Consider the following 13,775-nt stretch of genomic DNA (forward strand, 5'->3'; position numbering starts at 1 on the left):
ACGGGGAGAACCAGACGATGGACAAGCATGCGGACACGGAAATCTTCGGACACCTGCCATCAGGTGAGCCGGTTCATCGTGTCGTGCTTTCCGGTGGAGGCCTGACCGCCCATATTCTTACCTGGGGAAGCGTGATCCAGGACCTGCGGCTGGATGGCCATGAGCCGCCGCTGGTACTCGGCTTTACCGATCTCGAGAGCTATGTCGCCCATTCTCCTTATTTCGGCGCGACGCCAGGCCGCTGTGCCAACCGCATCGGCGGCGGTCGCTTCACCCTCGATGGCGAGAGCCACCAGCTCGAATGCAACGAAAAGGGCGTGACGCACCTGCATGGCGGCAGCGACAACATCGGCAAGCGCAACTGGACGATCGTCGAGCGGACGCGCGACAGCGCCACGCTGGAGATCACCGATCCGGATGGCCGCGCCGGATATCCGGGTAACTGCCAGATCCGCTGCACCTACCAGCTGAAGCCCGGCGGCCTGCTCAGTGTCGTCTACGAGACTAAGAGCGACAGGCCGACGCTCGCCAACGTCTGTCAGCACAGCTATTTCAATCTGGATGGCGGCGCGGATGCACTCGGCCACGACATCATGATTGCCGCCGACCATTATCTGCCGACCGACGAGCGCCAGGTGCCGACGGGAGAAATCCGCCCGGTCGAAGGCACCGCTTTCGATCTCAGGGAAATGACCTCGCTCAAGCGCCAGGCCGAGGGCGAACGCATCGCCTACGACCATAATTTCTGCCTCTCGCGGGAACGCATGGCGAAACACTCGGTCGCCCTTGCCCGCAGTCTCAATTCCGGCGTGACGATGGAAGTGCTGACGACGGAGCCCGGCGTCCAGCTCTATACCGGCTTCAAGCTCGACGTACCGGTGCCCGGTCTCGAAGGACGTCGCTATGGCGCTTTTGCCGGCTTCTGCCTGGAAACCCAGGTGTGGCCGGATGCCGTCAATCACGAGGGCTTTCCGAACGCGGTTCTGCGCCCGGGCGAAATCCGTCGCCAGGAAACGGATTATGTCTTCATGAAGAGCTGAGAATTTTTGCCGAGACCATCGGTGACGCGTGCATTGCCGCGAACGTAAGCCATCACGGCTGCGGCTTGGCCTACATATCCAGGCTCTTCGCCCGAGGCGAAGAATAATTATATTACAATCGGTTGGGAAAATTGGAGCGGGTGAGGCGATTCGAACGCCCGACCCCAACCTTGGCAAGGTTGTGCTCTACCCCTGAGCTACACCCGCTCATTACCTCGGTCCGGGGGTAGTCGGTGGACCGTGGGTGCCGCTGACTTGCGGCGACGGGCGCTATATGGCCTAAGCGATTTTGGAATGCAACAGGGAAATGTCGAGAAATCGAATATTTTTTGGGAGCCTCCTCAGGAAGCCCGCAAATGCCGCGTTTTCGCGCCCCACCGGCGTCTGTGAGATTGCACGCCGCGGCCGTTTTCCCCTAAAGCAGACTGGAAAAAAATCGATCGCCAGGAGAATCACCCCGATGAACGACGCGCAACCGAAGACCGCGGACGACCTTTTCCGCTTTCTCGACGATCTCGGCATCGAGCACAGCACAAAAAAACACGAGCCCGTGTTCACCGTGGCCGAATCGGTGGCGCTGCGTGACGAAATTCCCGGCGGCCACACCAAGAACCTGTTCGTGAAGGACAAGAAGGACAACTACTTCCTTTTGACCGTCGAGGAGCACGCGACCGTCGATCTGAAGACGGTGCACCAGGTCATCGGCGCAGCCAGCAAGGTTTCCTTCGGCAAGCCGGAGAAGCTGATGGAGTATCTCGGCGTCATCCCGGGAGCGGTCACGGCACTCGGCGCGATCAACGATACCGGCGGCAACGTCAAGGTGATCATCGACGAGGAGCTGATGGCATTCGATGTGATCAACTGCCACCCGCTGTCCAACGACGCGACGACCTCGATCGGCTCGAAGGACCTGTTGCGCTTCATGGAAGCCACGGGACATGAACCGCTTGTCTTGAAAGTGACAGCCTGACATACGATCTTTGGCGCGAATGCAGGAAGCCGGATCAAGAGCCGGCGAGGAGAGAAGAATGACGGGCAACGACAATCCCTATGCAGGGTCCTTCGGCAACCAGATGACCGCTTCGGCTTCCTTTGGCGGCCAGCCGGCCGCAGCCGCGCCCCCAAGCGGCGATCTGATCAAGGAAACGACGACCGCCAACTTCGCCAAGGATGTGCTCGACGCGTCGCGCCAGCAGCCTGTTCTCGTCGATTTCTGGGCGCCCTGGTGCGGTCCGTGCAAGCAGCTGACCCCGGTGATCGAAAAGGTCGTGACGGAAGCTGCCGGCCGCGTGAAGCTCGTCAAGATGAACATCGACGACCATCCATCGATTGCCGGACAGCTCGGCATCCAGTCGATCCCGGCCGTCATCGCCTTCGTCGGCGGGCGACCGGTCGACGGCTTCATGGGGGCGGTGCCTGAGAGCCAGATCAAGCAATTCATCGAAAAGGTCGCCGGCCCTGCCGTCGACGACAGCAAGGCCGAGATCGAGGCCGTGCTCGCCGACGCCAAGGCTCTGCTGGAGACGGGCGATGCCGAGAACGCCGCCGGCCTCTTCGGCGCGGTGCTGCAGGCAGATCCGGAGAATGTGGTGGCGATTGCCGGCATGGTCGATTGCATGATCACCCTCGGCCAGATCGCCGAAGCGCGCGAAGCGCTTTCGAGCCTGCCGGAAGATCTTGCCAAGGATGCCGGCATCAGCGCGGTTGCCAAGAAGCTCGACCAGATCGAGGAAGCCCGCAAGCTCGGCGATCCCAATGCTCTGGAACAGCGCCTGGCCGTAAACCCTGACGACCATGAAGCCCGCCTGATGCTGGCCAAGATCCGCAACGTCGAAGGCGACCGCAATGGCGCGGCGGATCACCTGTTGACGATCATGAAACGCGACCGGGCTTTCGACGATGACGGCGCACGGCGTGAGCTCGTCTCTTTCTTCGAAGTCTGGGGTCCGAAAGACCCGGCGACGATCGCCGCCCGCCGCAAGCTGTCGTCGATCCTGTTTTCCTGAGCCATGCAGCAAGATCGGTGCGTTTTTCCCTTGAGATTTTCAGGGGGCGCACCATTTCTTGATCTGGTTGGCCACGCAGCGATGTGTGGCGGGGGCGAGACCGGACATCTGCAAGGTCGATCGGAATGCATGTCGGAAATGCACGTTATCTAGGTCCGCAGGACTTGCCGGAGATCATTCCGGTGTTTCCGCTGACCGGCGCGCTGCTTTTGCCTGGCGCCCAGTTGCCGCTCAACATCTTCGAGCCGCGTTATCTGGCGATGCTCGACGATGCCCTTTCCGGCAATCGGCTGATCGGGATCGTGCAGCCTTCCTTCTGCGAAGGCCGCAACGATATCGGCGTCGGGCCGGTTCCAGCACTCTGTCAGGTCGGCTGCATCGGCCGCATCACTTCCTTTGCCGAAACCGGCGACGGCCGCTACATCACCTCGCTGACGGGCGTGTGCCGCTACCGGTTGTTCAACGAAGTCGCCGGCACGCGCGGCTACCGCCGCTTCCGCATCGGCCCGTTCACCGCCGATCTCGAAAACCGCGACGATGAGAGCCTGGTCGACCGTTCGGCGCTGCTGGCAGCCTTCAGGGCCTATCTGGAGGCCAACAAGCTGAAGGCCGACTGGGAGAGTGTGGAGCGCGCCAGCAACCGCACGCTGGTCAACTCGATGGCAATGATGTCCCCCTACGGGCCGGCCGAGAAACAGGCGCTGCTGGAAGCACCCGACCTCAAGACCCGCGCCGAAACGCTGATCGCCATTACCGAGATCGTGCTCGCGCGCAATTTCGGCGATGTCGACAATATCCTGCAGTAAGCGAGGGCTCGTGGACGTCAACGCCAGCAAGGTCGATCCGAAACTGCTCGAGCTGCTCGTCTGCCCGCTGACCAAGGGCCGGCTCAGCTACCACGCCGAAGCGGGCGAGCTGATTTCGGAAAAGGCGCGGCTCGCCTACCCCATCCGCGATGGCGTGCCGATCATGCTGATCTCCGAGGCGCGCAAGATCGAAGACTGACGCTAGGCTGCCGGCCAAGCGCCCAATACGCCCAACGACCCCTCATCCGGCCTGCCGGCCACCTTCTTCCCGCAAGCGGGCAGAAGGAAATCCGCCGCACGCTCGGTGCCAAGTCTCTTCTCTTGGATGTGGCGCCATCGCCGCGCACGCAACCAAATCCCCTCGCCCCGCCTGCGGGGAGAGGGCTAGGGTGAGGGGGCAAACCCAGGAATGCCGCGCTTTGCGGATCAGATCGGCTGGCCGGAAAGCAGCCGCGGGTCCGCGTCGCCGGCGATGCCGGCTGCTTGGCGGATGAAGAAGCTTTTCAGCGACGGCAGTCGGTCGACGAGCCCAAGGCCGAAATCGCGGGCGATCCGGACCGGCGTGATGTCGTTCGAAAACAGCCGGTTGAGCACATCAGTCGTCACCCCCATGCGGAACGTGTCGAAGCGCCTCCAGCTCTGGTAGCGCTCGAGAATGGCCAGCGAACCGATGTCGAGCCCGAGGCGGTCGGCCTCGACGATCGTCTCGGCCAGCGCCGCCACGTCCTTGAAGCCGAGATTGAGGCCCTGGCCGGAGATCGGATGGATGCCGTGGGCGGCGTCGCCCGCAAGCGCAAACCGCGGTTTTACGAAATCGCGCGCCAGCGTCAGGCCGAGCGGAAACGCGCGCCGGCCGCCGACGACCTTGAGATGCCCGAGCCGGTGGCCGAAGCGACGCTCGAGTTCCTCCTCGAACAGGAAATCGTCGCCCTTGACCAGCCGCTCGGCATCGGCGGTGCGCTCGGTCCACACCAGCGACGAACGGTTGTTCTTGAGCGGCAGCGTCGCGAAGGGGCCGGCTGGCAGGAAATGCTCCTCGGCCGTACCCTCATGCGGGCGCTCGTGCTCGACGGTGGTGACGATGCCCGACTGGCCGTAGTCGAACTCGACCGTCTTGATACCGGCGGCATCGCGCAGCTTCGAGCGCACGCCGTCGCAGGCAACCAGCAGCCGGGCTTCCAGCTGTTCGCCGCCGGCAAGCGTGACCGCAACCGCATGATCGCCGCTCTCGAAGGTTTCGACCATCGTCGATTGACGCACCGTCACGCCAAATTCCTCGCAGGCGGCGCGCAGCGCGCCGACCATGGCGGTGTTCGGCACCATATGGGCAAAGGGCCTGCCCTCTTCGCCTTCGCCGTCGAAGGTGAGAAACACGGGGCGCACCGGATCCGACGTCTTCGAATCGGTGATGACCATACGTCGGATCGGTTCGGCCTCCGGTGCGATCGCCTGCCAGACGCCGAGAACGTCGAGCATGCGTTCGGCGGCGGAAGCGACGGCCGAGGCACGCTCGTCGCGCTTCCAGGCCCCTTCCGGCGCGCCGTCGATGACGGAGACCGCAAGATGCGGCGCCGCCTTCTTCAGCGATACCGCGAGCGAAAGGCCGACATAGCCGCCACCGGCAATCAACACATCGATCATCCGCTTTCTCCCGTCGCACTTGAGCATCGTTTCATGCCTATATAGATCAATGCCATCGCCGTTCCTACCTTTGGAGACAGCCGAAATGTCGCGCCCCACTGAGACCGCAACGCCCATGGATGCGCTGCTTGCCACACTCGACCTCGAAAAGCTCGAGGAGAACCTGTTTCGTGGCCGCAGTCCCCAGGTCGGCTGGCAGCGCGTTTTCGGCGGCCAGGTGATCGGCCAGGCGCTGGTGGCAGCCCAGCGCACCGTCGACGAGGGTCGCTACGTGCATTCGCTGCACGCCTATTTCATGCGCCCCGGCGATCCCTCGGTGCCGATCATCTACGAGGTCGACCGGATCCGCGACGGCTCCAGCTTCGCCACGCGCCGTGTCGTCGCCATCCAGCACGGCAAGGCGATCTTCTCGATGTCGGCATCCTTCCAGTACGACGAGGACGGCTTCGAACATCAGATCGACATCCCCAACGTGGCGATGCCGGAAACCCTGCCGGGCGAGCAGGAACTGAAGGACAAGTTCCTGGCGCATGCGCCCGAAGCGATCCGCCGTTATTGGGAGCGGCCGCGGCCGATCGAGATCCGCCCGGTCTCGCTCAGCCATTATTTTGCGCGCAACGACGGCAAGCCGACACAGGACGTCTGGGTCAAGGCCGTCGGTCACGTGCCCGACGAACGTCACCTGCAGGCGGCCGTACTTGCCTACCTCTCCGACATGACGCTGCTCGACACCTCGCTCTATGCCCATGGCACATCGGTGTTCGATCGCAACCTGCAGGTTGCAAGCCTCGATCACGCCATGTGGTTCCATCGCCCCTGCCGGATGGACGACTGGCTGCTCTACACCCAGGACAGCCCCAGCGCCCATGGTGCCCGCGGCATGACCCGTGGCAGCCTTTTTGATCGTTCCGGCGTTCTGATCGCCTCGGTGGCGCAGGAAGGCCTGATCCGGAAAAAGGCACCTGAACAAAAATAAGGCGCTTAATCTTTTCTGCCTATTTTTTAATCTTCTAAAATGACGATTTTTTAGCGCGTCGCGGCACACATGCCGCGCGTGATAATTTTTCCATGCCTTTTCATAGTCTTAGCTCATCACAACGAATCTGGCACGCCCCTTGAATGTAGCTGTCCGGTTGCAAGGCGCTTTTAGCGTTCGCAGCAAGGAGAGATGGCCTCCGGCCGGAGGCGAACAAGGATGGGAAACCGATGAAAATTGTGATGGCCATTATCAAGCCGTTCAAGCTCGATGAGGTTCGTGAAGCCCTCACTGCTGTTGGCATCCAGGGCCTGACCGTAACCGAGGTCAAAGGCTACGGCCGCCAGAAGGGACATACCGAAATCTATCGCGGCACCGAATACGCCGTGAGCTTCCTGCCAAAGCTGAAGATCGAGATCGCAGTCCCCTCGGAAGTCGTCGACAGGGCCGTGGAAGCGATCGCCGCCGCCGCCAAGACCGGCCAGATCGGTGACGGCAAGATCTTTGTCTATTCGATTGACCATGCCGTGCGCATCCGCACCGGCGAAACCGATTCAGAAGCGTTGTAAGCCACGCCGTTCAGGGAGCACTATTTCGATGTCGTCAAGCAAACTTTCTACCTCTCTGGTCAGGATCGGCGCAGCCTCTGCCGCCCTTCTTTCGCCGGTCGTCGCCTTTGCCCAGGAAGCCGCACCGGCAGCAGCCGCTGCCACCGCCGCAGCCCCCGTTCCCGATAAGGCCGACACGGCCTTCATGTTCATCTCCACCCTGCTCGTCTTCTTCATGCTGATCCCAGGCCTCGCGCTGTTTTATGGCGGCCTCGTGCGCGCCAAGAACATGCTGTCGGTGCTGATGCAGTGCACGGTCATCGGCGCAACGATGATGATCGTCTGGGTCGTCTACGGCTATTCCTTCGCCTTCGGCGGCTCGACCAGCCCCTACTTCGGCGGCTTTGCCAAGATGTTCCTGGCAGGCGTCTCGACTGACAGCACGTCGGCCACCTTCTCAGAAGGCGTGGTCATTCCGGAATACATCTTCATGCTGTTCCAGATGACGTTCGCGGCGCTGACGCCGGCCCTCATCATCGGTGCCTTTGCCGAGCGCATCAAGTTCTCGGCAGCCGTGCTCTTCTCCGTTCTCTGGGCAACCTTCGTCTACTTCCCGATCGCCCACATGGTCTGGGACGGCAACGGCCTGCTCTTCGGCATGGGCGCTCTCGATTTTGCCGGCGGCACCGTCGTTCACATCAATGCCGGCGTCGCTGGCCTCATCGGCGCAATCATGGTCGGCAAGCGCACCGGCTTCGGCAAGGACATGATGGCACCGCATTCGATGACGCTGACGCTCGTCGGTGCGGCGATGCTGTGGTTCGGCTGGTTCGGCTTCAACGCCGGCTCCAACCTCGAGGCATCCGGCGGCGCGATGCTCGCAACCGTCAACACCTTCCTTGCAACCGCAGCGGCCATCCTCTCCTGGTCGGTCGTCGAAACCTTCACCCGCGGCAAGGCCTCGATGCTGGGTGCCGCCTCGGGCATGATCGCCGGCCTCGTCGCCATCACGCCGGCTGCCGGCATTGCCGGCCCGATGGGCGCAATCGTCATGGGCCTGATCGTTTCGCCGCTGTGCTACTTCTTCGTCTCGGTGGTGAAGAACAAGTTCGGTTACGACGACACCGCTGACGTCTTCGGCGTCCATGGCGTCGGTGGCTTCTTCGGCGCGCTGGCAACCGGCATTTTCGCCTCGTCCTCGCTCGGCGGCATCGGCTATGCCGACGGCGTCACCATGGGCGGCCAGTTCATGACCCAGCTCACCGCCGTTGCCATCACCATCGTCTGGTGCGGCGTCGTCTCGGCCATCCTTTACAAGGTGGTCGATGCGATCGTCGGTCTTAGGGTTTCGGTCGAAGCCGAACGCGAAGGTCTCGACCTCTCGTCCCACGGCGAAGCCGCCTACCACAGCTAAGCCAATCGCGGCGCCGTCAACAGGCGCCGCTCACCGTCCCGTCGCGGTCCGTCTGATGCGGATCGCCTTTGGCCCGGATCGAGAGATCCGGGCTTTTTTGCTGAATTTCAGCGCTTGCGGGCCTCCGCCCACCGGTATTTTAGCGGCACACGCGCATGGTTAATGTCGCATTAACCGTGCTTCGCTTAGGTTGATTCCATGGCGCGCAATGTGCCTAGAAGATCGAGACGGGCAGCAGGCAACATGAGCAGAAGCAATCCGGCAGCGCTTGACAGCCGTTCCAACCGGTTCGTGCTAACAACATTCGTTTGGCGACAGATCGCGTCGCTGGCGGGCTTCGCGCTGTTTGGCGCGCTGGCGCTGGCCATCGCTGCGCTGTCGACATGGAACGTTGCCGATCCGAGCTTCTCCTACGCCACATCGGACGAACCGACCAACGTGCTTGGTTATGCAGGCGCAGCGTTCGCCGATATCTTCATGCAGTTCTTCGGGCTTGCCAGCGTCGTCGCCCTGCTCCCGGCCGTTGCCTGGGCACTGGTGCTGATCGGTGGCAAGCGCTTCGACAAGATCGTCAAGCGCCTCGCCCTCTGGTTCGTCGGATCGGTGCTTGCCGGCGCTGCCTTGAGCTGTGTTCCGGCGCCGATCACCTGGCCGCTGCCCAATGGCCTCGGCGGCGTCTTCGGCGACATGATCCTGCGTTTTCCCGCTCTGTTCATCGGCTCCTTCCCGACCGGCACCTTTGCCACCGTCCTTGCCTGCATCTTTGCCGCCCCTGCCGCCTGGTGCCTGATCTACAGCGCCGGCCTGATCGGTGTCGGCGAGGAAGAGGACGAAGACGAGATCGAGGAACCGACGCCGAGCAAGGCGCGCACCGTGCGCGACGAACTGGACGAGGACGACAGCGAAGGTCCCTTCACGCTGCTGATGGGCTCCTTCGCGCATATGCGCTACACCGTGCAGGCGCGCGTTCGCCGTATCTTCGGCATGAGCGGCACCCGCACCCCGACCAAGCGCCAGTACGACGAACCCTACGATTTCAACAATGACGAATTCGGCACGCTGAACGAGCCGGCCCGGCCGAAGCCGATGGCTGCCGGCGACCGCATCGAACCGTCGCTCGACCGCTCCGAACGCCGCATCGTCACACCGCCACCGATCATGGCCGACGATGATGACGATATGCCCTTCATGGATGAGCGTCGCCCTGCCGGCATTCTGCCCGATGACGAGGATGACGACGTCGCATCCGATTGGGCACCAAAAGCCGCACCGCCGAAGCAGGGCCTGGCGAAGGCCGGTTCGCGTGTTGCCACGCCACCGCCTCGCCCGAAAACCAGCCAGCGGCTCGAACGCGAAGCGCAGCGCTCCTTCGTCGAGGACGACGACGGCGATTTCGCGCTGCCGCCGATGCATTTTCTCGCCGAGCCGAAGAACGTCACCCGCGACGCCTCGCTCTCCGCCGATGCGCTGGAGCAGAACGCCCGCATGCTGGAAGGCGTGCTGGAGGACTTCGGCGTCAAGGGTGAGATCATCCACGTCCGCCCCGGTCCGGTCGTCACCCTCTACGAACTGGAACCGGCGCCGGGCATCAAGTCCTCCCGCGTCATCGGCCTTGCCGACGACATCGCCCGCTCGATGAGCGCGATCGCTGCCCGCGTCGCCGTCGTTCCCGGCCGCAACGCCATCGGCATCGAACTGCCGAATCAGCGCCGCGAAACCGTCTACCTTCGCGAGCTGATCGGCTCGCGTGACTTCGAGACCTCGAAGGCGCGCCTGGCCATGGCGCTCGGCAAGACCATCGGTGGCGAACCCGTGGTCGCCGACCTCGCCAAGATGCCGCATCTGCTGGTTGCCGGCACCACCGGCTCGGGCAAGTCGGTGGCGATCAACACCATGATCCTGTCGCTGCTCTACCGCCTGCGTCCCGACCAGTGCCGCCTGATCATGATCGACCCGAAGATGCTCGAACTCTCCGTCTATGACGGCATTCCGCACCTGCTTTCGCCTGTCGTGACCGACCCGAAAAAGGCGGTCGTCGCGCTCAAGTGGACGGTGCGCGAGATGGAAGAGCGCTACAAGAAGATGTCGAAGATAGGCGTGCGCAACATCGACGGCTTCAACACCCGCGTCGAGCAGGCGCTCGCCAAGGGTGACGCGATCACCCGCACGGTGCAGACCGGCTTCGACCGCCAGACCGGCGAAGCGATCTACGAGACCGAAGAATTCGATCTGTCGCCGATGCCCTATATCGTCGTCATCATCGACGAAATGGCCGACCTGATGATGGTCGCCGGCAAGGACATCGAAGGTGCTGTGCAGCGGCTGGCGCAGATGGCGCGCGCCGCCGGCATCCATGTGATCATGGCAACGCAGCGCCCCTCGGTCGACGTCATCACCGGCACGATCAAGGCCAACTTCCCGACCCGCATCTCCTTCCAGGTGACCTCGAAGATCGACAGCCGCACCATTCTTGGCGAACAGGGCGCCGAGCAGCTGCTCGGCATGGGCGACATGCTCTATATGGCCGGCGGCGGGCGTATCCAGCGCGTGCACGGGCCGTTCGTGTCCGACACCGAAGTCGAGGAAGTCGTCGCCTATCTCAAGACCCAGGGCACGCCGCAGTATCTCGACGCGATCACCGAAGATGACGACGAGGACAGTGATGGCGGCGGCCCGGCCGGCACGTCCAATCTTGCCGATTCCGACGACCCTTATGACCAGGCCGTGGCGATCGTCCTGCGTGACGGCAAGGCCTCCACATCCTACGTGCAACGTCGCCTCGGGATCGGCTATAATAGGGCCGCGTCGCTGATCGAGCGCATGGAGCAGGAAGGCATCATCGGCCCGGCGAACCACGCCGGCAAACGAGAAATCCTCGTGCCCACGGAAGCGGATATCACCGGCCGGTAAACCCGGCTCCTGTCACGGGCGGTGTTCAAAGCCCGGTAACGGTCATGTGAGAGCGCGGCCCGCCGAAGGCCATGAAAAACGCCTTGAAGGTGCCGCACTTGCGCTCCAGATGATCAAGGAAATGAAGGAGACTGCGATGACAGAGACGAAAACCACCCAAGGCAACAATCCCGCGATGTCGCGCCGTGTATTCGTTGGTGGCCTTGCGGCGCTTGCGGGCATGGGTGGTGCCGGTCTCGACATCACGAAGGCCTTTGCGCAGGCCACGGGCTCCGCCCAGAAGATCGCCGACCATTTCTCGTCCGTCAAAACCATGGCCGGGGAATTTGTGCAATTCGGGCCGCGCGGCGAGCAGACCGGTGGCAAGTTCTACATCCGCCGCCCTGGCCGCATCCGCTTCAACTACGAGGCGCCTTCGCCCATGCGCGTGATCGCCGACGGCAAGTCGGTGGTCATCGGCAACATGAAGCTGAAGACCTGGGACATCTATCCGCTGTCGAAGACGCCGCTGAACCTGTTGCTCAGCGAACGGATCGACCTGACCGGCAAGATGGTGCGCGGCGTCAAGGAAGAATCCGACCTCATCACCATCGTGCTCGGCGATCGCTCGATTTTCGGCGATTCGACCATCACCATGATGTTCGACCCGAAGACCTACGACCTGCGCCAGTGGACGATCACCGATGCGCAGAAAAAGGACACCTCGGTGATGATCTTCAACGTCCAGACGGGCATGGCGCTGGACGACAAGGTATTCAAGATCCCCTACGACGAAGTGCGCAACAAGGGCCGCTGACGGCCTTTTCCGTAGCCGTGCTTGTGGACATCGGCCGCCTTCTGGCGGCCTTTTTCATGCCTTCCTTGTCGCCGGCCGCCGGACCTGCTTAAACCGCTCGGACATCGAGAATACACCCGTCCTGAGCCGGCTTCCCATTGGTCGAACGCCCGGACCCACCCGATCATGGGGAATGCGCAATGGCCCTTTCCGTCGCCACGTGGAACATCAACTCCGTTCGCCTGCGCATGCCGCTGGTCGAACACCTCCTGAAGACCTGGCAGCCCGATATTCTCTGCCTGCAGGAAACCAAGTGCCCCAACGACCAGTTTCCGTCGAAGCCGCTGAAGGCGCTTGGATACAACCATATCGAAATGCACGGCCAGAAGGGTTATCACGGCGTCGCGACGATCTCGCGGCTGCCGCTGCACGAACTCAGCGATCGCCGCGACTATTGTGGCGTCGGCGATGCGCGCCACCTCTCGGTGGTATTTGAAGCGGGCGGCAAGAAGATCCGTCTGCACAATTTCTACGTTCCGGCCGGCGGCGACGAACCGGACCGCTCGATCAATCCGAAGTTCGGCCACAAGCTCGATTTCGTCGATGAAATGAAGCTGCTGCACGCCGAAGCCGAGGCCGGCATCTCGTCGATCCTCGTCGGCGATCTCAACATCGCTCCGCTTGAAGACGACGTCTGGTCGCACAAGCAACTCCTGAAGATCGTCAGCCACACGCCGATCGAAACCGAAGGCCTGACCTCGGTGATGACCGGCGGCGCCTGGGTCGATCTGATGCGCCAGCATGCACCATCACCGACCAAGCTCTATACCTGGTGGAGCTACCGCGCGAAGGATTGGGAGGCGGCCGACCGCGGCCGGCGCCTCGACCATATCTGGTCGTCGGCCGACCTCGCACCGACGCTCACACAGGTGGACATCCTGCGTGAGGCACGCGGCTGGGAGCGGCCGTCGGACCATGTGCCGGTGATCGCGCATTTCGATATCTAGCCTCCGGATCGCCGACGGCTGTCGGGTCGCCGGCCGGGCGCAGCGCCCGCATGCGCGCAAATACGGTGGCGGGCAAAAGCGCCTGGCGTCAGACCGTTGACTGGATGACCGTCAGGCGAAGCGGCCGGCGAGCGCCCCAGCGCGCCTGATCATCGCCTGCAAGTTCTCACGGATGCGCGCCTCGACGAGGGCGGCAACTTCCGGATACTCTTCCAGCATGCGCCGGAAGAGCGGGCGATTGATGCGGATTACTTCGCTGTCTTCGTCGGCGGTCGCGGTGAACTTGCGCTCCACCATCGAGATCAGCGCCAGCTCGGACAGAAGCGCGCCGCGACCGACGGTGGTGATCTCTTCCATCGCGCCATCGGCATTGGCCTTCGAAAGCGAGAGACTGCCGCTGGCAATGGCAAACGCGCAATCGGCCGGCGCACCTTCGCGAAACAGCTCCTGCCCCTTGAACACCCGGCGACGCTCCGCACCAAAGGCGATCAGCCTCAGCTTGTCCTCGCTGATATCGGCAAAAAGCGGCACGTTGGACAGAAGAACGATGTCGTCGTTGAGCGCCAAGCGGCTAACCTCCCTGAATTACGACGCTTTCGGGCTCGGTACCCAAGAGCATCGCAATCGATGCAAATAGTCTGGAGCGACTGAC

At 62.8% G+C, this 13,775-nt stretch carries 13 protein-coding genes and 1 tRNA gene; 11 read left to right on the plus strand and 3 right to left on the minus strand.

Features of this window, described 5'->3' with window-relative positions; all coding sequences use genetic code 11:
• The first annotated feature begins 17 nt into the window (after positions 1 to 17).
• Positions 18 to 1,040 (plus strand): aldose epimerase family protein, encoded by a 1,023-nt coding sequence (locus tag AC1Q80_RS18720; RefSeq protein ID WP_492361430.1) that lies wholly within the window; start codon positions 18 to 20, stop codon positions 1,038 to 1,040.
• A 132-nt stretch (positions 1,041 to 1,172) separates the two neighbouring features.
• Here the strand turns inward: AC1Q80_RS18720 and AC1Q80_RS18725 are convergent.
• Positions 1,173 to 1,247: transfer RNA gene (locus AC1Q80_RS18725), tRNA-Gly, on the minus strand.
• Positions 1,248 to 1,500: 253 nt separating this feature from the next.
• Here AC1Q80_RS18725 and AC1Q80_RS18730 point away from each other — a divergent pair.
• The 4 genes from AC1Q80_RS18730 (at position 1,501) to AC1Q80_RS18745 (ending at position 4,051) form a co-directional block, all read left to right on the plus strand.
• On the plus strand, positions 1,501 to 2,010 hold the full coding sequence (locus tag AC1Q80_RS18730) for a prolyl-tRNA synthetase associated domain-containing protein (RefSeq protein ID WP_173418326.1): 510 nt from the start codon (positions 1,501 to 1,503) through the stop codon (positions 2,008 to 2,010).
• 58 nt (positions 2,011 to 2,068) lie between these two features.
• The gene (trxA, locus tag AC1Q80_RS18735; protein ID WP_492361431.1) at positions 2,069 to 3,046 is read left to right on the plus strand and encodes a thioredoxin; all 978 of its coding nucleotides are present in this window, start codon (positions 2,069 to 2,071) and stop codon (positions 3,044 to 3,046) included.
• 125 nt (positions 3,047 to 3,171) lie between these two features.
• Entirely contained in the window at positions 3,172 to 3,852 is a 681-nt protein-coding gene (locus AC1Q80_RS18740; RefSeq protein WP_176354365.1) for an LON peptidase substrate-binding domain-containing protein, read from the plus strand.
• 10 nt (positions 3,853 to 3,862) lie between these two features.
• Complete coding sequence (locus AC1Q80_RS18745) at positions 3,863 to 4,051, plus strand: Trm112 family protein (protein WP_077500831.1); 189 nt, start codon at positions 3,863 to 3,865, stop codon at positions 4,049 to 4,051.
• A 227-nt stretch (positions 4,052 to 4,278) separates the two neighbouring features.
• On the opposite strand, the gene AC1Q80_RS18750 is transcribed toward AC1Q80_RS18745, so the two are convergent.
• Positions 4,279 to 5,493, minus strand: a complete 1,215-nt coding sequence (locus AC1Q80_RS18750) for a ubiquinone biosynthesis hydroxylase (protein ID WP_173418329.1) — start codon at positions 5,491 to 5,493, stop codon at positions 4,279 to 4,281.
• Between the two features lie 85 nt (positions 5,494 to 5,578).
• Here AC1Q80_RS18750 and tesB point away from each other — a divergent pair, with 85 nt between their 5' ends.
• From tesB to AC1Q80_RS18780, 6 genes are all read left to right on the plus strand, one after another.
• A complete protein-coding gene (tesB, locus tag AC1Q80_RS18755; RefSeq protein ID WP_173418330.1) occupies positions 5,579 to 6,469 on the plus strand; it encodes an acyl-CoA thioesterase II in 891 nt (296 codons plus the stop codon).
• A 230-nt stretch (positions 6,470 to 6,699) separates the two neighbouring features.
• A complete protein-coding gene (locus AC1Q80_RS18760) occupies positions 6,700 to 7,038 on the plus strand; it encodes a P-II family nitrogen regulator (RefSeq protein ID WP_053249175.1) in 339 nt (112 codons plus the stop codon).
• A 28-nt stretch (positions 7,039 to 7,066) separates the two neighbouring features.
• On the plus strand, positions 7,067 to 8,431 hold the full coding sequence (locus AC1Q80_RS18765; protein WP_173418331.1) for an ammonium transporter: 1,365 nt from the start codon (positions 7,067 to 7,069) through the stop codon (positions 8,429 to 8,431).
• Between the two features lie 243 nt (positions 8,432 to 8,674).
• Entirely contained in the window at positions 8,675 to 11,341 is a 2,667-nt protein-coding gene (locus AC1Q80_RS18770; RefSeq protein WP_173418332.1) for an FtsK/SpoIIIE family DNA translocase, read from the plus strand.
• A gap of 136 nt (positions 11,342 to 11,477) precedes the next feature.
• Positions 11,478 to 12,137: an outer membrane lipoprotein carrier protein LolA gene (locus AC1Q80_RS18775; protein WP_173418333.1), complete on the plus strand. Its 660-nt coding sequence runs from the start codon at positions 11,478 to 11,480 to the stop codon at positions 12,135 to 12,137.
• A gap of 179 nt (positions 12,138 to 12,316) precedes the next feature.
• Positions 12,317 to 13,123, plus strand: coding sequence for an exodeoxyribonuclease III (locus AC1Q80_RS18780; RefSeq protein ID WP_209790426.1), 807 nt, complete (start codon positions 12,317 to 12,319; stop codon positions 13,121 to 13,123).
• A 111-nt stretch (positions 13,124 to 13,234) separates the two neighbouring features.
• Here AC1Q80_RS18780 and AC1Q80_RS18785 read toward each other — a convergent pair whose 3' ends face one another.
• A complete protein-coding gene (locus AC1Q80_RS18785) occupies positions 13,235 to 13,690 on the minus strand; it encodes a cyclic nucleotide-binding domain-containing protein (protein WP_077500838.1) in 456 nt (151 codons plus the stop codon).
• Positions 13,691 to 13,775: the final 85 nt, after the last annotated feature.

It is taken from the genome of Ensifer sp. GW823-FHT05D09 (assembly GCF_058795755.1).